This window comes from Dellaglioa sp. CoH-57-MRSF-18 (assembly GCF_056781995.1).
In genome coordinates this window covers 25,348-43,957 of the sequence record NZ_JBXAXX010000006.1, presented here as the reverse complement: position 1 = coordinate 43,957, position 18,610 = coordinate 25,348, and the positions used below count along the sequence as shown (strand labels likewise).

Annotated in this window: 23 protein-coding genes, 1 other RNA gene and 1 riboswitch; of the genes, 19 read left to right on the top strand and 5 right to left on the bottom strand. The window is 34.6% G+C overall.

Going from position 1 to position 18,610, the window contains the following annotated elements; genetic code table 11:
- Positions 1-23: 23 nt before the first annotated feature.
- The 4 genes from nrdF to nrdH are packed head-to-tail and all read right to left on the bottom strand — an operon-like array spanning position 24 to position 3,797.
- A complete protein-coding gene (gene nrdF / locus AC1RPG_RS06750; protein WP_409021529.1) occupies positions 24-1,016 on the bottom strand; it encodes a class 1b ribonucleoside-diphosphate reductase subunit beta in 993 nt (330 codons plus the stop codon).
- A 21-nt stretch (positions 1,017-1,037) separates the two neighbouring features.
- Positions 1,038-3,215, bottom strand: a complete 2,178-nt coding sequence (gene nrdE, locus AC1RPG_RS06745; protein WP_481761900.1) for a class 1b ribonucleoside-diphosphate reductase subunit alpha — start codon at positions 3,213-3,215, stop codon at positions 1,038-1,040.
- On the bottom strand, positions 3,187-3,567 hold the full coding sequence (gene nrdI, locus AC1RPG_RS06740; protein WP_481761901.1) for a class Ib ribonucleoside-diphosphate reductase assembly flavoprotein NrdI: 381 nt from the start codon (positions 3,565-3,567) through the stop codon (positions 3,187-3,189). The genes nrdE and nrdI overlap by 29 nt, the downstream gene beginning before the upstream one ends.
- Entirely contained in the window at positions 3,567-3,797 is a 231-nt protein-coding gene (nrdH, locus tag AC1RPG_RS06735) for a glutaredoxin-like protein NrdH (protein WP_481761902.1), read from the bottom strand. The genes nrdI and nrdH overlap by 1 nt, the downstream gene beginning before the upstream one ends.
- 213 nt (positions 3,798-4,010) lie before the next feature.
- Here nrdH and AC1RPG_RS06730 point away from each other — a divergent pair, with 213 nt between their 5' ends.
- The 13 genes from AC1RPG_RS06730 (at position 4,011) to AC1RPG_RS06670 (ending at position 12,450) form a co-directional block, all read left to right on the top strand.
- A complete protein-coding gene (locus tag AC1RPG_RS06730; protein WP_481761903.1) occupies positions 4,011-4,613 on the top strand; it encodes a class I SAM-dependent methyltransferase in 603 nt (200 codons plus the stop codon).
- Positions 4,614-5,108 (top strand): tRNA adenosine(34) deaminase TadA, encoded by a 495-nt coding sequence (gene tadA / locus AC1RPG_RS06725; protein ID WP_409021525.1) that lies wholly within the window; start codon positions 4,614-4,616, stop codon positions 5,106-5,108.
- Positions 5,109-5,155: 47 nt separating this feature from the next.
- An RNA gene (gene ffs, locus AC1RPG_RS06720) (signal recognition particle sRNA small type) lies at positions 5,156-5,242 on the top strand.
- Between the two features lie 87 nt (positions 5,243-5,329).
- Entirely contained in the window at positions 5,330-7,045 is a 1,716-nt protein-coding gene (gene dnaX, locus AC1RPG_RS06715; RefSeq protein WP_481761904.1) for a DNA polymerase III subunit gamma/tau, read from the top strand.
- A 17-nt stretch (positions 7,046-7,062) separates the two neighbouring features.
- Entirely contained in the window at positions 7,063-7,377 is a 315-nt protein-coding gene (locus tag AC1RPG_RS06710) for a YbaB/EbfC family nucleoid-associated protein (RefSeq protein ID WP_409021523.1), read from the top strand.
- Positions 7,378-7,404: 27 nt separating this feature from the next.
- The gene (gene recR, locus AC1RPG_RS06705; protein WP_409021522.1) at positions 7,405-8,004 is read left to right on the top strand and encodes a recombination mediator RecR; all 600 of its coding nucleotides are present in this window, start codon (positions 7,405-7,407) and stop codon (positions 8,002-8,004) included.
- 18 nt (positions 8,005-8,022) lie between these two features.
- On the top strand, positions 8,023-8,265 hold the full coding sequence (locus AC1RPG_RS06700) for a YaaL family protein (protein ID WP_481761905.1): 243 nt from the start codon (positions 8,023-8,025) through the stop codon (positions 8,263-8,265).
- 164 nt (positions 8,266-8,429) lie between these two features.
- Positions 8,430-9,071: a dTMP kinase gene (gene tmk, locus AC1RPG_RS06695; protein ID WP_481761906.1), complete on the top strand. Its 642-nt coding sequence runs from the start codon at positions 8,430-8,432 to the stop codon at positions 9,069-9,071.
- Between the two features lie 19 nt (positions 9,072-9,090).
- A complete protein-coding gene (locus AC1RPG_RS06690; protein ID WP_409021519.1) occupies positions 9,091-9,420 on the top strand; it encodes a cyclic-di-AMP receptor in 330 nt (109 codons plus the stop codon).
- A 12-nt stretch (positions 9,421-9,432) separates the two neighbouring features.
- Entirely contained in the window at positions 9,433-10,440 is a 1,008-nt protein-coding gene (gene holB, locus AC1RPG_RS06685) for a DNA polymerase III subunit delta' (protein ID WP_481761907.1), read from the top strand.
- A gap of 22 nt (positions 10,441-10,462) precedes the next feature.
- A complete protein-coding gene (locus tag AC1RPG_RS06680; protein WP_481761908.1) occupies positions 10,463-10,819 on the top strand; it encodes a DNA replication initiation control protein YabA in 357 nt (118 codons plus the stop codon).
- On the top strand, positions 10,816-11,697 hold the full coding sequence (gene rsmI, locus AC1RPG_RS06675) for a 16S rRNA (cytidine(1402)-2'-O)-methyltransferase (RefSeq protein WP_481761909.1): 882 nt from the start codon (positions 10,816-10,818) through the stop codon (positions 11,695-11,697). The genes AC1RPG_RS06680 and rsmI overlap by 4 nt, the downstream gene beginning before the upstream one ends.
- Before the next feature lie 12 nt (positions 11,698-11,709).
- Positions 11,710-12,450, top strand: coding sequence for an acyl-[acyl-carrier-protein] thioesterase (locus tag AC1RPG_RS06670; RefSeq protein ID WP_481761910.1), 741 nt, complete (start codon positions 11,710-11,712; stop codon positions 12,448-12,450).
- A 61-nt stretch (positions 12,451-12,511) separates the two neighbouring features.
- On the opposite strand, the gene AC1RPG_RS06665 is transcribed toward AC1RPG_RS06670, so the two are convergent.
- A complete protein-coding gene (locus AC1RPG_RS06665; protein ID WP_481761911.1) occupies positions 12,512-13,489 on the bottom strand; it encodes an asparaginase in 978 nt (325 codons plus the stop codon).
- 95 nt (positions 13,490-13,584) lie between these two features.
- Here AC1RPG_RS06665 and brnQ point away from each other — a divergent pair, with 95 nt between their 5' ends.
- The 6 genes from brnQ to rimI all read left to right on the top strand — a co-directional run bounded on the left by brnQ (position 13,585) and on the right by rimI (position 18,579).
- Complete coding sequence (brnQ, locus tag AC1RPG_RS06660; RefSeq protein ID WP_481761912.1) at positions 13,585-14,946, top strand: branched-chain amino acid transport system II carrier protein; 1,362 nt, start codon at positions 13,585-13,587, stop codon at positions 14,944-14,946.
- Positions 14,947-15,009: 63 nt separating this feature from the next.
- Positions 15,010-15,108: riboswitch (THF riboswitch) on the top strand.
- Between the two features lie 40 nt (positions 15,109-15,148).
- Positions 15,149-15,670 (top strand): folate family ECF transporter S component, encoded by a 522-nt coding sequence (locus AC1RPG_RS06655; RefSeq protein WP_481761940.1) that lies wholly within the window; start codon positions 15,149-15,151, stop codon positions 15,668-15,670.
- A gap of 13 nt (positions 15,671-15,683) precedes the next feature.
- Positions 15,684-16,073, top strand: coding sequence for a tautomerase family protein (locus AC1RPG_RS06650; protein ID WP_481761941.1), 390 nt, complete (start codon positions 15,684-15,686; stop codon positions 16,071-16,073).
- A 121-nt stretch (positions 16,074-16,194) separates the two neighbouring features.
- Positions 16,195-17,184 carry a UDP-glucose 4-epimerase GalE gene (galE, locus tag AC1RPG_RS06645; protein WP_481761942.1) on the top strand — a complete coding sequence of 330 codons (990 nt, stop codon included), beginning with the start codon at positions 16,195-16,197 and terminating at the stop codon, positions 17,182-17,184.
- 122 nt (positions 17,185-17,306) lie between these two features.
- Positions 17,307-18,029: a tRNA (adenosine(37)-N6)-threonylcarbamoyltransferase complex dimerization subunit type 1 TsaB gene (gene tsaB / locus AC1RPG_RS06640; protein WP_481761943.1), complete on the top strand. Its 723-nt coding sequence runs from the start codon at positions 17,307-17,309 to the stop codon at positions 18,027-18,029.
- Positions 18,013-18,579, top strand: coding sequence for a ribosomal protein S18-alanine N-acetyltransferase (gene rimI / locus AC1RPG_RS06635; protein ID WP_481761944.1), 567 nt, complete (start codon positions 18,013-18,015; stop codon positions 18,577-18,579). Before tsaB ends, rimI begins: the two co-directional genes overlap by 17 nt.
- Positions 18,580-18,610: the final 31 nt, after the last annotated feature.

Below are 18,610 nucleotides of genomic sequence, written 5' to 3'. Positions count from 1 at the left end.
AGGCTGATAGTAAGGATTTTTTTCTAACGTTTAGGACGACGTTTCATTTGGCCGCTTTCACCAATTTCATAATCTGAATCATCCATTGATTCCACACTACCAAGTAAGTAGCCATTACCAACTTGAGAGAAGAAATCATGATTAGATGTTGATGTTGAAATTCCGTTCATGACAACAGGATTAACATCAGAAGCTGTATCAGGGAACAAAGGATCTTGGCCTAAATTCATTAGAGCTTTGTTGGCATTGTAACGTAAGAAGGTTAAAACTTCTTCAGTCCAACCAACTTCATCATAAAGTTCATGGGTATATTTTTCTTCGTTTTCATATAATTCAAACAGAAGGTCATACATCCAGGTCTTCATTTTACCTTGTTCTTCTTCAGAAAGTTCGTTGAATCCTAATTGGAATTTATAGCCAATGAAGGTACCATGAACAGATTCATCACGTAAAATTAATTTAATAATTTCAGCAACGTTTGCCAGTTTGTTATGGCCTAAATAGTAAAGTGGCGTATAGAAACCAGAGTAGAATAAGAACGTTTCAAGAAAAACAGAAGCAACTTTTTTCTCCAATGGTGACCCGTTTTGGTAAATACCATTAATACGTTGTGCTTTTTTTTGTAAAAATTCGTTTTTGTCTGTCCATTCGAAAATTTCAGTAATCTCTGAAGCTGTATTCAACGTTGAAAAAATTGATGAATAACTTTTAGCATGAACCGATTCCATAAATTGAATATTATTTAAAACAGCTTCTTCGTGGGCAGTCCGTGTATCATGACGCAACGCTTCCATCCCATCTTGTGATTGCACCGTATCCAACAATGTTAGCCCACCAAAATCATGACCAACTAATGTTTTTTCTGCAGGACTCAGTGTACGCCAATCATCTAAATCATTTGAAAGGGGGATACGTGTATCTAACCAAAATTGTTCTGTTAGTTTTTCCCAAGTTGCTTTATCAACTTGATCTTCAACTTCGTTCCAATTAATTGCTTTGTAACTATCATTATTCATTTAACTTTCCTCCGTTACAGTTTAGATAACACAACTCTCACAAGCGTTTGCGCCAACTTCTTCTTGATCATCAGTAAAGGTTCTGATGTAGTAAATTGACTTAATACCTTTATTATACGCATAATTACGCAAAATGTTTAAGTCACGTGTTGTCATTTTATCTGTCCGACCATTTTTCCATTCGTAGAGGCCTTCAGGAATCGTTGAACGCATGAATAAAGTTAAACTAAGTGATTGATCGATATGTTCCTGTGCAGCAGCGTAAACGTCAATAACTTTACGCATATCCATGTCGTATGCAGAAGTATAGTATGGAATCGTGTCATTTGAAAGGTAAGGAGCTGGATAGTAAATCTTTCCAATTTTCTTTTCTTGACGCTCTTCGATTCGGTTAATAATTGGGTGAAGACTGGCAGTAGTATCGTTAATATATGAAATAGAGCCATTAGGTGCAACAGCCAATCTATTTTGATGATAAAGACCGTCAGTTTGAATATTAGCTTTCAAAGTCGCCCAATCTTCTTGATTAGGGATGTCGATGCCATCAAATAAGGCAGCAACTTTATCAGAAGTAGGGCCCCAATCTTCGTTAAGATACTTATCAAAGTAGGTACCAGTTGCATAAGTACTTTTTTCAAAGTTATGGAATGTTTCATTTTTTTCTTTAGCGATAGCATTTGATGATTTTAATGAGTAATAGTTAAGCATCATAAAATAAACACTAGTGAAATCGATTGAGTCTTCTGAACCATAATGCATATGGTTTTTAGCGAAGTAGGCATGTAAGCCCATTGCACCTAAACCGATGGTATGCGCTAAGTTATTTCCATGTTGAATAGGAGGCACAACATCAATATCTGAACTATCAGTTACAAAAGTTAAAGCGCGAACCATTGAATCAACTGAACGGCCAAAATCTGGAGAAGCCATCATATTAACAATGTTAGTTGAGCCTAAGTTACATGAAATATCAGTCCCCATAACATCGTAGCCTTGTGCATTATTCACAGTTGATGGTGTCTGAACCTGCATGATTTCTGAACAAAGATTACTCATAATGATTTTACCATCAATTGGGTTTGCGCGATTTGCTGTATCAACATTGACAATATAAGGATAGCCTGACTCTTGTTGCAGCTTAGAAATTTCAGTTTCTAATTCGCGGGCAAGAATCGTTTTTTTACTAATATTTTTATTGGCAACCATATTGTCATATTCTTTTGTGATATCAACATAGGAATAAGGGACTCCATATTCTCTTTCAACACCGTAGGGATCGAAAAGATACATCGTTGCATTATCTTTAATGAGTTCGTAAAATTTATCAGGTACAGTGATGCCTAGTGATAAAGTTTTAACACGGATTTTTTCATCAGCATTTTCTTTTTTAGCTGACAGGAAAGCAACAATATCTGGATGGAAGACGTCTAAATAGACAACTCCAGCACCTTGACGCTGTCCTAGTTGGTTAGAATATGAAAAACTATCTTCTAATAATTTCATAACGGGTAGAACACCAGAAGCAGCGCCCTCAATCCCTTTAATTGGTGCACCTGCGCCACGTAAATTACTGAGCGTAATACCAACACCACCACCAATTCGAGATAATTGAAGTGCTGAGTTAATGCCACGTCCAATACCATTCATATCATCAGTAATTTGAATTAGGAAGCAAGAAACTAATTCTCCACGACGTTTACGACCGGCATTTAAGAAACTAGGTGTAGCAGGTTGGTAACGTTGATGAATCATTTCGTCAGCTAAATTCATAGCTAGTTCTGTATTACCATCAGCAAAGTAAAGAACGTTCATTGCAACACGATCAATATAATTTTCAAGGTAATAGGCATTATTATCAGTTTTAAGTGCGTATTGAGCATAAAATTTGTAGGCAGCCATAAATGTACCGAAATGGAATTTTTGAGCTGCTAAATAAGCGTAGAGCTCCTCTATAAATGAGAAGTCATATTTATTATAAAAATCAGTTTCAATATAGTTGTTGTCAATTAAATAATCAAAACGTGCTTTTAATGAATCAAATTGCATTGTATTTTCAGCAACATTTTCTTTCAAAAAGGCGGTTAAGGCTTCTTGATCTTTTTGAAGTGGGATTTGACCGTCTACGGGAATATTAATTTCATTATTTAAATCATAATAAGTGACTTTATCACTATTTAACGTTTTTAATGTCAATTTCATCAACTACTTTCTTCATATTGATTACATCTTCTTCAGTGCCATTGAATTCAAATTCATATAATAATGGGACGTGATAGTCGGTTGCGATATCTTTGGCTGTAAAAATAAAAAGTTGGGCGAAGTTGCGGTTCCCACCGCCAACAACACCCAGTATATTTTCTCTATTTGATTGATATTCAATAAAGTCGTTGACCGATTCAGTGAGCCCAATTTCATAAGTTGGAACAATTAAAATATAGGGTTCATTTAATTCAATAAGCGGGTTTGTTGGATCGATTTCAAATGAAGGATAGCCAATTTTATTGATGAAGCGTCGTGTTTGTCCAGTAATGCTAAAGAAAACAATTTTCATTAGACTGCCAACTTTTTAAGCATATCAGGACGAAATCCTGCGATTGTATCGAATCCAGTAGCTTCTATAACAGGAACAGCTTGGAAACCTTGGCCTTTCAAGTAATCGATTGCGTTATCGTCTTCGGAAATGTTACGTTCATCAAAGTCGACGTTGTTTTCTTCTAAAAAACGTTTTGTCATTTTGCATTGGATGCAGTTGTTTTTTGTAAATACAGTAACTTTTTTCATTATATAAATTCCCCTTTGTTGTTTTGTTTAATAAGATAAGTATACAACACATAATCCAAAAATCAATTGAAAAAAACACTACATTTAGTGTGATTTTAAGTTGCATCACACAAGATGTAGTGTTCAAGGTCTTGGATTGTTTATATTAAATTTTGATTGCGAAAATTCGATTTTCTCCGTATTATAGAAACTATTGAGAAAGTAGGTAAAAATATGACGAATTATTATTTTTCGAAAAATCCAGATGTTATTCATGATGAAAAAGAATGGACATTTAAACTGTTGAACAACGAGTTTAAGTTTACCACAGATAATGGTGTATTTTCAAAAAAAACAGTCGATTTTGGTTCAAGAGTTTTATTAAATGCAGTTGAGCAACAAAAAATAATTCCGGGAAATATTTTAGATGTTGGATGTGGATACGGTCCAATAGGACTTGCTATAGCCAAGAATCAACCAGAACGAAAAATAGACATGACAGATGTAAACGAATTAGCATTAGAATTAGCAAAGAAGAACGCGGTAATCAATAAAATTAATAATATAGAAGTTTTTGAATCTGCCGCATACAGTCATGTAAAAAAGACAGATTATGCTGCAATTCTTACAAACCCGCCTATTAGAGCAGGCAAAGAGGTCGTTCATGAAATTTTAAGTGGCGCATTCGACCATTTAAAAGTTGGCGGACAATTGTTTGCTGTATTACAAAAGAAACAAGGGGCAAGTTCGGCTCAAAAGAGAATGACTGAAGTTTTTGGTAATTGTGACATTATTTTAAAAGATAAAGGTTACTATATTTTAATGAGTGTGAAGTAAATGGTAGAAAAATTAACTGAAGAACAAAAAGAATTTTTTATGCGCGAAGCTTTATATGAAGCAAGAAATGCAAAAATTATTGGTGAAGTACCAATTGGCTGTGTTGTTGTACAAAATGGTGAGATTATTGGACGAGGCCATAATATTCGTGAACACGTGCAAGATGCAACCCTTCACGCTGAAATTTTAGCCATCCAAGAAGCCTGTGCTACGATTCATAGCTGGCGTCTTGTAGATGCGCAATTATTCGTAACACTAGAACCATGCCCAATGTGTAGTGGTGCGATTATCAATTCAAGAATCCCCGAAGTTTACTTTGGTGCATTTGATCCTAAAGCAGGAACTGCAGGCAGCATTGGGAACTTATTAACGGATGAACGATTTAATCATCAAGCAAAAGTAGAATCTGGATTATTATTAGATGAAGCCAAAGACCTACTCCAATCATTCTTTAGAGAAGTTCGTCGTAAAAGAAAAGAAAAAAAGCAATCATAAAGGTAGCTTTTTGTTGGAATTTAATGTATTATAATAATTGCCGCAAGGCCTTAAGGCAATAGTGTGCTTACGAATTGTGTCAGATCCGGAAGGAAGCAGCACTAAGTTTGATTCACTTTGTGCCTTAAGTAATTATGATTATTTAAGACTCTTAGTCAGAAATGGCTGAGAGATTTTTTTATTTAAAAAGCTATTTATAGATTTTGAAAGGAGAGATTGTGATGAGTTACCAAGCTTTATACCGTGTCTGGCGTCCACAAAAATTTAGTGATTTAGTTGGACAAAACATGATTACGCAGACGTTGAAAAATGCAATTATGACACAACAAACAAGTCATGCATACATTTTTAATGGTCCACGTGGAACAGGTAAAACGTCCGCAGCTAAAATTTTTGCTAAGGCAGTTAATTGTCACTTCCAGGAAAATGGCGAACCATGTAACAAATGTGAGACATGTATCGCTATTACGAATGGTCAATTAAACGATGTTATCGAAATTGATGCCGCTTCTAATAATGGGGTTGAAGAAATTCGTGATATCCGTGACAAAGTAAAGTATGCACCCACACAAGCTGATTTTAAAATCTATATTATTGATGAAGTTCATATGCTATCTACGGGTGCTTTTAATGCACTCTTGAAGACGCTTGAAGAACCACCTGAAAATGTTATTTTTATTCTTGCTACAACGGAACCACATAAGATTCCAGCAACCATTATTTCTAGAACTCAGAAATTTGATTTCAAGCGTATTACGCCAGCTGACAGTTATGAACGAATGGTTTATATTTTGTCTGAAAAAGGAATTGAATATGAAGAACCAGCGCTTAAAGTTATCGCTAAAGCAGCTGAAGGTGGAATGCGGGATGCTTTGAGTATTTTAGATCAGGTCATTTCATTCGGTGATAACAAGGTGACTTTGGATAATGCTTTGTTAGTAACCGGTAGTGTAACACAGGATAAAATACAGAATTACGTCACGGAAGTTAGTCAAAAAGCGACTACTGAGGCATTAGAAACGATACAAGCAATTATAGACGAAGGTAAAGATTCAACTAGATTAATCGAAGATTTAATTGCCTATAGTCGTGATTTACTATTATATCAGCAAGCACCAGCACTTATTAATCAACTAGAATTAGGGATGGTTAATGATGATTTTAAAAACTTATCACAGACTATTTCTGCTGATTTCTTATACCAAATGATAAATGTTTTAAATGAAATTCAACAACAAATGCGATTTACAACACATCCAGATGTTTATTTAGAAGTATTAACAATTCGATTATCACAATTTAATACCTCTGATACGATTGCGGAGACGACTCAATCAGAATTAAGTTCAGATGCATCTAAACAAATTAATAATTTAACTAAAACAGTTGAAGACTTGAAAAAGCAAATAATTGATTTAAGTCAGAATGATAATCAACCGCAAGTGGCAGTAATAGCTAAGCCTAAAAAAGTTGCCTCTACTCAAAAAAAAGCAACATTAAATTTATCTCAAATTTATCCTATTTTAGATCACGCAACAAAAGAAAGTTTGGTACAATTAAAACAGGTTTGGCCAGAGTTGTTGCATCAACTTTCAGTTACACAACGTGCGATTATGCAAGCTAGTGAACCGGTTGCGGCTAGTCCTGACAGTGTACTTGTTAGTTTTAATTACGAATTCTTGTCTGTCAAAGCTTCAAGTGATACAGAGTTACTCGATGCTTTAGGTAATGGGTTAGATCGATTATTACATCATGTCCCTAAGGTGGTCTGTATTACAGCAGAGCAATGGCCAGAAGTCCGAAAATCTTACATTAAACAAAATGAGCACGAGGGAACTGAAACAATTATTGAGCCAGAACCTGAAGTAGTAGAACCAATTGTTTCAAAAGCTGAAGAAATTTTTGGAACAGAAAATATAGAAATTAAACAGGATTAGAAAGGAAGTAATTAATAATGATGCGTGGAAATGGTAATATGCAAGGTATGATGAAACAAATGCAAAAATTACAAAAAGATATGACAAAAGACCAAGAGGCTTTGAATGCAACTGAATTTGTTGGCGAAGCTTCAAATGATTTAGTTAAGGTAACCTTTACAGGGGACAAAAAAATGACTGATATCATGATTAAAGAAGAAGCAGTCGATCCTGATGATGTTGATATGTTACAAGATTTAATTATTATGGCTGTTAATGATGCTATGACAAAAATTGAAAAAACAACAACTGATAAATTGGGTAAATATTCTCAAGGGATGCCTGGACTATAAACTTAAAATTAAAGAAGGCTAAAGAAAATGCAATATCCTGAACCTATCGCAAAATTGATTGAAAGTTATATGAAATTACCAGGTATTGGTGGTAAAACTGCTACAAGATTAGCTTTTTTTACAATTGATATGGATGAAGATGATGTCACCGATTTTGCTAAATCACTAATATCTGCCAAACGAGACCTACATTATTGTAGTATCTGTGGCAATATTACTGAAGAAGATCCTTGTCAGATTTGTTCTGATTCATCACGTGATCAAACCAAAGTTATTGTTGTAGAAGAACCTAAAGATGTGATGTCTTTAGAAAAAATGAAAGAGTATCACGGCTTGTATCACGTGCTTCATGGTGTATTATCACCAATTGAAGGTAAAGGGCCGGAAGATATTAATATCACAAGTTTATTAACACGTCTTCAATCGCATCCCGATATGCAGGAAGTTATTATTGCGACAAATGCAACGCCAGAAGGTGAAGCAACGTCAATGTATTTATCGAGATTGATTAAACCGGCTGGAATTAAAGTGACAAGATTAGCCCATGGACTATCTGTAGGTAGCGATATTGAGTACGCAGATGAAATGACGTTGTTTAAAGCGATTGAAGGACGTACTGAAATATAGAAATGAGCTGACGGTGTAATGTTTAATAAAAAAACAAAACTTAAATTACGTAAAGAGTATGACGCTAAGTTGCTAGAGTCAATTGATCTCGCTAAAATAGCATGGGATCAAGCCAAACAAACTGAAGAGGCCATTTACGAAGTTGATGAAGAATTAATTAATGAAACACAGATGGCAAGAAAAAGATATTTCTTTCTCTATAATGAAGCGCGTGTTCGTTCAGTTAAAGGGCATATGCAGGCTTCAGTAATCACACATTAAATTAGAAAGAACGTTGAGACAATTCGCCTAACTTGTCTTGGCGTTTTTTTGTGAAATGCTGATTAGATTTATTAAATAAGAGATAGTATACTAATAGTAGGTTTATCTTATGGACAGGTTTTTAAGATTCAAGTACAATAATAATAAGTATTGGGGTCGTTAATGTGACTGGAAAATTTATAACGATTGAAGGACCAGATGGGTCCGGCAAAACGAGTGCCTTAAAAGGTATTATAAAAAAGATACAAAATAACTTGGTAAAAGAATTAGTTATAACACGTGAACCAGGTGGAAGTCCGATATCTGAAGCCATTCGTGAAGTTGTCTTAAATCAAGATTATCCAGAGATGGATAAACGAACTGAAGCATTATTGTTTGCAGCATCAAGACGTCAGCATATCGCAGAAATAATTTTCCCAGCACTTAAGGAAGATAAAATTGTAATATGTGATCGTTATGTTGATAGTTCAATTGCTTACCAAGGTGCTGGTAGAGATATCGGAACGCAAGCGGTTGCTGATATGAACCTATTTGCAACAAATGGAACAGAACCTGATTTAACTTTATACTTTGACGTACCATCAGAAATTGGATTAAAACGAATTTTTGAGCATCGTCAAAATGAAATAAATCGTTTAGATGATGAAAAGTTAGAGTTCCATCAAAAAGTACGCAAAGCATACCAACAATTAGCAGTGAAAAATCCAGAACGTATTATAACCATTAATGCGGCGCAACCTTTGGAAAAAGTAATTGACGATTGTATTGACGTTCTGAAGAAAAAATTACCCGAGTCTTTTAAATAAATGAAATGAGGGAATTCAAATGAAATTAATTACAGCGATTGTTCAAGATAAAGATAGTAACCGATTAAGCAATATATTTATAGATTCAAATGTCCGTGCAACAAAACTATCAACAACTGGTGGTTTTTTAAAGTCTGGTAATACAACCTTTTTAATTGGTATTGAAGATGAACGTGTTGATGAGGTATTACAAATCATTAAAGAGACATCATCAACGCGTGAACAATTTATGGCCCCCCCTGTTAACTTAGATGTTTCAATGGATGCACAAGTACCATTTCCATTAGAAGTTCAGGTTGGTGGTGCAACAGTATTTGTCTTACCAGTAGAAGAGTTTCATCAATTTTAGGAGTAAATAGTAATGACAGAATTAGCTGATGAAACCAGTAATATTAAAATTCAAGAATTACAGCCAAAATTAATTGAACATTTTGAAAAATTGATAATAACAAATAAGTTAGCCCATGCTTATCTATTTTCCGGACCAGAAGGTATTGGTAAGGTTGAACTAGCACAATGGATTGCAATGCGACTCTTTTGTACTGCTGACGAGGATCAAAAGCCTTGCGGTGTATGTGGTGAATGTCAACGAATTCTATCAGGTAATCACCCTGATATCGTGAGTGTTAAGCCTGAAGGCCAGTCAATTAAAGTTGATCAAATTCGATTTTTGAAATCAGAATTTTCAAAAAGTGGTGTTGAAGGTAGCCAAAAGATTTTTATAATTGAAAAAGCTGAGAGTATGACAGCTAGTGCTGCGAACAGTTTACTTAAATTTTTAGAAGAGCCTGTTGGAAATGTGAAAGCTTTCTTATTAACAGAAAATAAAAATCAAATTTTGCCAACTATTCAATCACGGTGCCAACTGGTTAATTTTGTCGCACTCTCTCAAGAAAAATTGATTCAAAATTTATTAAATCAAGGTATCTTGAAAGATCAGGCTCAGTTACTTGTTCATGTAACTGAGAGTACAAGCCATGCTGTAGCATTAGCACAAGATGAGAATTTTACTGAAATGACAAATCAAGTTTGGAATTGGTTCAGTAAATTATTGAAAAATGATGCTGAAAGTTTCATTTTGGTACAAACAAAACTAGTGCCACTCGCAAAAGAAAAACAACAACAGGCATTGATGGTTGATTTAATGGTACTGTTAGCGCGTGATTGTTTACTTGTCCGTTATAATCGTAAGGAACAAGTGAGTTTTTCTAATCGTTTAACTGAAATTGATAAAATAACTCAAATGATTAGTGATAAAAAGTTAGTTGCTATATTAGATGGTTGTTTACAAATTAAAACGATGCTCCAAATAAATATGACATTTCAAAGTGCAATTGAAGTAACAACGTTAAAATTAATAGATTTATAAAATATGAAATGAAGGTGATTTTGTGGATAAGCGTCAACTATATGATAATTTTATAGCTATCGAGGAAGAAATGAAAAAAATGTTATCGAGTTTTGAAACAATAAAATCTGATATGACTGGTGTTCTTGAAAATAACGCTGAATTGGAGATTGAAAACCAACATTTGAGAGAACGATTAAGTGAAATAGAACGACAAACGTCTAAGAATTTTAATGAATCTTCCGATGCAAATCTGTCAAAATCACGTCAAAACTTAGAAAAATTATATGATCAAGGTTTTCATATTTGTAATATTGAAGGGATGTACGGATCACGTCGAGTCGATGATGAACCTTGTGCTTTCTGTTTAGATTTAATTTATGGGGAGCGCGAAGTATGAGTGAAATAGCAGCACAAAGCAGTTTTCAAGGTAAAGGGACAACTGGGTCATTATATTTAGTACCGACACCAATTGGTAATTTATCTGATATGACGTTTAGAGCGATTGATATTTTAAAAGAGGTTGACTATATAGCAGCCGAAGATACACGAAACACACAAAAATTATTAAATCATTTTGAAATTGAAACAAGTCAATTGAGTTTTCATGAACATAATACGCAAGAACGTATTCCGCAATTTGTTGATAAAATATTGGCTGGTCAATCAATCGCACAAGTAAGTGATGCAGGAATGCCATCAATTAGTGATCCTGGGCATGATCTTGTTAAAGCATGTATTGAAGCTAAGATTCCAGTTGTGCCACTTCCTGGGGCAAATGCCGGGATCACTGCATTAATAGCTTCTGGATTAGCGCCACAACCGTTCTTATTCTATGGTTTTTTATCGCGAAAACCTAAGAGTCAAAAAGAAGAATTAGCTGAGTTGAAAAATCAAACAATGACGCTTATTTTTTATGAAGCACCACATCGCTTGAAAAAAACATTAACACAAATAGCTGCTAGCCTTGGTGGTCAGCGTAAAGTTGTACTATGCCGAGAATTAACTAAACGTTATGAAGAATTCTTGCGTGGAACACTGGATGATGCTATCAAATGGGCTGGCACTGAGCAAGTCCGTGGAGAATTTTGTGTAATTGTTGAGGGAAATGATTCGCCAGAAGCAACGGAAGTTGATCATCTGGCTAATATGTCAATTGAAGAACAAGTTGATTATTTGATTGAAACAGGTATGAAAACTAATGATGCGATAAAAGAGATTGCTAAGAAACAAGAGATGAAAAAACAAGAAGTTTATAATCTGTATCATCAGATTTAAGGAGTGAACATATTGGCAGATAATAAATTTAGTGAGCTACATCGTGCGGTTTACTATGAAGGCGATAAAAGTGGGCGTGTGACAGTAGCAATGCTAATTAACATGATTATTTTGGTTTCAACAGACCAAAGTGATAGCTTAGGAATTACTGAAAAAGATTTAACAAATTTGGGCTTTGGTTGGGTTATTACACAATATCTTATTGATATTTCGAGAATACCACATATTGATGAGAATTTAACATTAACTACTGAGGCTGTTTCGTACAATCGTTTCTTCTGTTACCGAGATTTCTGGGTTCATGATGAAGCAGGTAATGAGTGTGCACATATTCATGCTGTATTTGTTTTAATGGATCATAAAACACGTAAAATGACTCGTGTATTGCCAGAAGTTATTGAACCTTTTGGTGCTGAATATACACGAAGAATTGAGCGTTTGGAGAAACCAGTTGGTATCATGAAAGAAGATACAATAGCTGCTAAAAAATCATATGACGTTCGATTCTTTGATATTGATCCAAATCAACATGTAAACAATTCAAAATATTTTGATTGGTTATTAGATTCATTGTCAGAAGACTTTTTAATGTCACATGATTTGAAACATATGAATATTAAATATGAAAAAGAAATTCACTATGGTCATAAGATAGATAGTATCGTTGTTATTGATAACTTAACGACACATCACCAGATTAAAATTGGTGATGATGTTTATTGTGAAGCTGACTGTGAGTGGACGAAACGTTAGAATAAAAAATGCTCTGAGTAACTGGAAGTCTATCCAGTTACTCAGAGCATTTTTTATATTTTTATGATAAAGCATCTGCGACATAAATCGAGAGTTCTTCTTTTTCAAGACCAGCACTTAATCCAACCAATAGTTTGATTCTTGCTTTTTGACCATTTAAGCCACGACAGAAGATGCCGCCCATTTTTTTCAATTGAACGCCACCACCTTCATAGTCGTAAACATCTTGTGCCACGCCATTAAAGCAACGTGAAACAATTACAACTGGAATATCGCGATCAATTAATTTTTGAAGATTAGCTAAAACTTGTGGGGGAAGATTTCCTGCACCAAGAGCTTCAATGACAATACCGTTCGTTTGGTCATTATTAAGAAAACCAAGTAAATCAGCATCCATTCCAGCATAAGCCTTAATTAAATAAACATGATCAACAACTTTGTCGATTGCTAAGCAAGTCTGGCTTAGCAATTCGGCAAAAAAGGTCACGTTATCTTTAGCGATACTACCAATTGGGCCAAACGTTGGTGTTCTAAAAGTTGCGACATTTGTTGTATGTGTTTTTGTTACATAGCGTGCTGTATGAATTTCATCATTCATAACAACTAAGACACCTTTATCAACTGCATCATCACTTGCTGCAGTTAAGATGGCTGTTTGAAAATTGTGTAAGCCATCTGAGCCTATTTCATTTGCGGAACGCATAGCACCTGTTAAAACGACAGGTAGATGGTTCGGTAATGTAAGATCTAAAAAATAAGCAGTTTCTTCTAATGTATCCGTACCGTGAGTAATAACAATACCATCAATCGCTTCCGCGGATGCACGCATAATTCTTTTTTGAATAATTAGCATCTCTATGGGGCCAATATGTGGGGATGGTAAGTTAAAAATATTTTCAGTGATTAAATCGAAACGATCACCAAATGGATTTTCAACTTGGTTTAAAGGGTTTTCTGCACCAGGTGCAACTGCGCCTGTTTCTTGATTTTCAGACATGGCGATTGTACCACCAGTGTGTAAAATTAATATTTTTTTCATATTTTCCTCCTTGCTGACACTTAGATTATACATATTATATTGTACTTTGACTATGAATTTGTTACTGTATATGAACAGATAAGGTGGTTATGAGAATGAAAGAAAAACAATTAAGTAAGAATGAGTATTTATTTATTAGCTCAATGTTATTCGGTTTATTTTTTGGCGCGGGAAATTTAATTTTTCCAGTCTTTGTAGGTCAACAATCCGGACAAAACCTGTGGATAGGTAATTTAGGCTTTCTAATTGCTGGTGTTGGGTTACCTTTTTTAGGTGTAATTGCTATTGGATTGTCTAAAAGTAGGGGAGTTTTCGATTTAGCCTCTAAGGTTAATCGAACGTATGGCATAATTTTCACAATGTTGCTCTACCTAACTATTGGACCGCTATTTGCAGGTCCAAGATCAGCAACTATTCCGTTTGAAATTGGAATTGCACCACATATTAAAGCCAGCCAACATTCAGTATGGCTATTATTATTTTCAATTTTATTCTTCACAATAGTTTGGCTTTTGGCAGTTAAACCAACCAAGATATTAGTCTATGTTGGTAAGTATTTAAATCCCATATTTTTATGTGCGTTGGCTATTTTATTGTTATTTGTATTTATTAAGCCAATGGGTAATTTTTCAGATTTCCCCGCAACAAGTTCTTACAAGAATGGTGCTTTTATGTCTGCTTTTGGGCAAGGATATTACACTATGGATGCACTCGCTGGTTTGGCTTTTGGTATTATCATTGTGGATACAATTAAAGATTTAGGTATTACGAATCCTAAATCAATTACTAAAGGGATTATCTATTCTGGTAGTATCAGTGTTATTTTGATGGGAATCATCTATACATGCTTGGCCTATCTTGGGGCAACGAGTCTGGGTGTATTTCCACATTCTGGTAATGGTGGTGCTATTTTAGCTCAAGTTGCTCAACGTTATTTTGGACAATTCGGAAGTTTCTTTCTTGCTGCAATTATTGTTGTTGCTTGTATTAAAACGGCAATTGGCGTGACTAGCGCATGTGCTAAAACATGTGTTGAAATTATTGGTCATGGTAGCTATAAATTGTATTTAACACTTGGTTGTGTGATTAGTTGTTTAATTGCCAACGTTGGGTTAGATCAATTAATTACATTATCAACACCAGTTTTGATGTTGCTTTACCCACTTGCTATTGTATTGATGATTGCTGCCTGTTTAGAACCTACTTTAAATAAGTATGACTTAAAAGTCAGCATTATCTACAAATGGTTAACCGTTTTAACGCTTTTTAGTGCCATTTTTGATGGACTAAACGCGATGCCAATTTCAATTAAAAATTTAGCTTTTGCTAAAAATATGTTAGCATTTGCAAATCATTATTTACCACTGTTTAATATTGGCTTAAGTTGGATAGTTCCTGCTGCGTTAGGATTACTTATGGGACTAATTTTTATGATTCGTGAAAAGAAAATAAATTAAAAAGAAACACCCAAAGTTATTTTCTTTTTAGTGGTATACTACACAAGTAGTAAAATACAAAATTTCGGGGTAGAGAATACAGCGTTAAGTGCCAAAAGGACGGAATGTGTCTTTTGGACGAAGGCTAGCGATAGCTGCGGTTGTGTTTTCGCATTCGCCGCATACCACAATGTGGCAACTCCAACGAGGAGATGTCTGAATCATGGAAAATTTAACAAAGAGGTTAACCGCAAAGAATATAGCGGTGATGGGTCTATTATTGGCTGGTCAAATTATTCTAACTAATTTATTATCGTATCAGGTATTGACGTTACGGATAAGTTTCACTTTTATTGCGACTTATCTATTAGCGGCGTGGTTTGGCCCATTACTGGGTGGTATTGGTTCTGTTTTATCGGATTTACTTGGAACAGTATTATTCAGTAAAGGAGGTACATTTTTCTGGGGATTCTCGCTATCTGCTTTCTTAGGTGCGTTTTTCTATGGACTTGTATTTTATAAAAAACCATTTACGTTACCGCGAATTATTATTGCCGTATTAATCAATGTCGTTGTTATTGATTTATTGTTAAATACATTCTGGCTAGTATTAATGTACCAGTCACCTTGGACAATTATCTATGCACGTGCTATCAAAGATTTAATTTTAATTCCAATTCAAATTATTTTGTTATATATGGTTGGTAATAATAAACAAATCCAAAGATTAGGTAAACGATTATAGGAGGATTCAATCTATGCCATTGATGAAAATTGATATGATTGAAGGCCGTTCTGAAGGCCAAATAAAAGAAATTTTAGATATTGCTTATGATGTAATGCTTAATTCATTTGGCGCACCAGTTAGTGACAGATATCAAATTGTCACTCAACATCCAATAAATGAAATGCAAATTTTAGATACTGGGCTTGGATTTATGCGAACAAAAGAAGTATTGGTCTTTAGTTTAACAACGCGACCAAGAACGACAGAGCAAAAAGAAACCTTCTATCAACAGTTAATGCAACAGTTACAAACAAAAGTTGGATTGAGACCAGAAGATTTAATGATTAATTTAACAACTAATACTGATGAAGATTGGAGCTTTGGCATGGGCCAAGCACAATTTTTAACGGGTGACTTATAGAAATTAACCAGACGGCGAATTTATTTTCGTCGTCTATTTATTTGCTAAAGAAGGGTGAATCACTGATAAATTTACTAAAATAAGTTATAATAAAGAAAATAAACTATTTGGAGGAATTTAAATGTCAATTTTAGTTTTGGGTGGCGCAGGTTACATTGGTTCACATACTGTTGATCAATTAGTAGAAAATAGTCGTGATGTTGTTGTTGTCGATAATTTAGTGACAGGGCACTTAGAGGCTGTTAATAAAAAGGCAAAATTTTATCAAGGAGATATTGCGGATAAAAATTTTATGCGCAATGTTTTCAAAAATGAGGATATTGAAGCAGTTATTCATTTTGCAGCTTCATCTCTTGTTGGTGAATCAATGGTAAAACCATTAAAATATTTTGACAATAATACAGCAGGGATGATTCATTTACTTGAAGTCATGACTGAAGTTGGCGTTAAAAAAATCGTCTTTTCTTCAACAGCTGCAACATATGGTGAACCTAAAGTTGTCCCAATTCATGAAGATGACCCTCAAATTCCAACAAATCCATATGGTGAAAGTAAATTAGCCATGGAAAAAATTATGCACTGGACTGACGTTGCAGATGGTGTTAAGTTTGTCGCATTACGTTATTTCAATGTTGCTGGATCAAAACCAGATGGTAGCATCGGTGAAGATCACAATCCTGAAACACATTTAATTCCAATTATTTTACAAGTTGCTAACGGAGAACGTGAAAAATTACAAATTTTTGGGGACGATTATGATACCAAAGATGGTACAAACGTCCGTGATTACGTGCATGTTCTTGATTTAGCAGATGCGCACATTCGCGCCTTAGATTACTTACTTGCGGGAAATGAAAGTAATGCCTTTAACTTGGGTTCATCTAATGGATTTTCAAATATGGAAATTCTAGAAGCAGCACGCCGTGCAACAGGTAAAGAAATTCCTGCAGAAATTGCACCACGTCGTGCAGGTGATCCTTCAACTTTAATTGCAGCAAGTGAAAAAGCACATGAAATTCTTGGTTGGGCTCCTAAGTATGAAAATATGGAAGATATCATTAAGACAGCATGGACTTTTGAACAGACGCATCCAAATGGATTTTCAAAATAAATTAGTTATTAACCATAGGACAATTATTTGTCCTATTTTTTTGTTAATTTTCTCTTAGAAAAAATTTGTGATACTATTTTTGTGCTAAAATGTTAACAAAGCAGAGATAAAGGAAGATATGAATGAAAATTTTAGCAATTGATACATCGAATATACCACTCAGCGTCGCTGTTTTAGAAGATAGTGCATTATTAGCAACTATCACAACGAATATAAAAAAAAATCACAGTATTACATTGATGCCAGCAATTTCTGATGTCATGAAATTAGCAGGTATTAAGCCTGCAGAGCTAGACCGAATTGTGGTTGCACAAGGTCCAGGATCTTTTACTGGTCTCAGGATTGGCGTTGCCACAGCTAAAACACTAGCATTTACATTAGATTGTGAATTAGTTGGTGTCTCTAGTTTAGCAATGTTGGCTGCAGGTATTTCCACAAATAGTGATTCTGATATTGTACCGTTATTTGACGCACGTAGGAATTACGTATTCTCAGGTTTGTATAAAAATGATAATGAGCTTGTAAATGAATTACCAGACCAGCATAGAGAACTTGTGACTTGGGTGACTGAATTAAAAGAGCGTAACCGACCACAAATTTTTGTTGGAACTGATGTCGATTTATTTAAACAACAAATTATCGATATTTTAGGTGATCAGGCACAGTTTCCAGCTTCATTTTTAAATATTCCTCAGGCATTTATTTTGGGATTAATTGGTAAAGATAAAGAGCCCGCTAATCAGGAGACATTTATTCCGAATTATTTACGATTAACGCAAGCAGAGACGCAATGGTTAGAAACCCATTCAGATAAGGATCATAATACCTATGTTGAAAAAATTTAAAGCACGAGTGAAACAAATTATTCCAGAATTAAGACCAGATGAACCTGTTAGGACATTAGTTTTTCAGAATCATAGAATTAAAATTAGAAATGAAAGTTATTTTATGACACGTGCTGTTGTACCTGATATTCCGGAACTACTTGAGATTGAAAAAGCAGTTTATGATGGTAAATCACCATGGAGTGCAAAAATATTTGAAGGCGAAATTTGCCAAAAAAGCAAAACACTTTATTTAGTCTTACGTAAGGAAGATAAAATGTTAGGCTTTATTGGTTGTTCAACGGATGCAATAACGGGAGACGTACATATTGCGAATATTGCTGTTCTACCTGAATGTCAGGGTAGAGGGATGGGAAACTTTTTGGTAACGTCTATTACAAGGCGTGCTCGTTTAATGAGATTTAGAACAGTTAGTTTAGAGGTTCGCCGTGATAACCAGACGGCTTTAAATCTATACCACCAATTAGGATTTACTAAAGTGGGTATCCGAGAGAATTATTATGTTGAAGATGGGCAAGATGCTGTTGATATGTTGCTTAAATTAAAATAAAGGAATATGAATTAAGTTGAAAGAGGTCTCA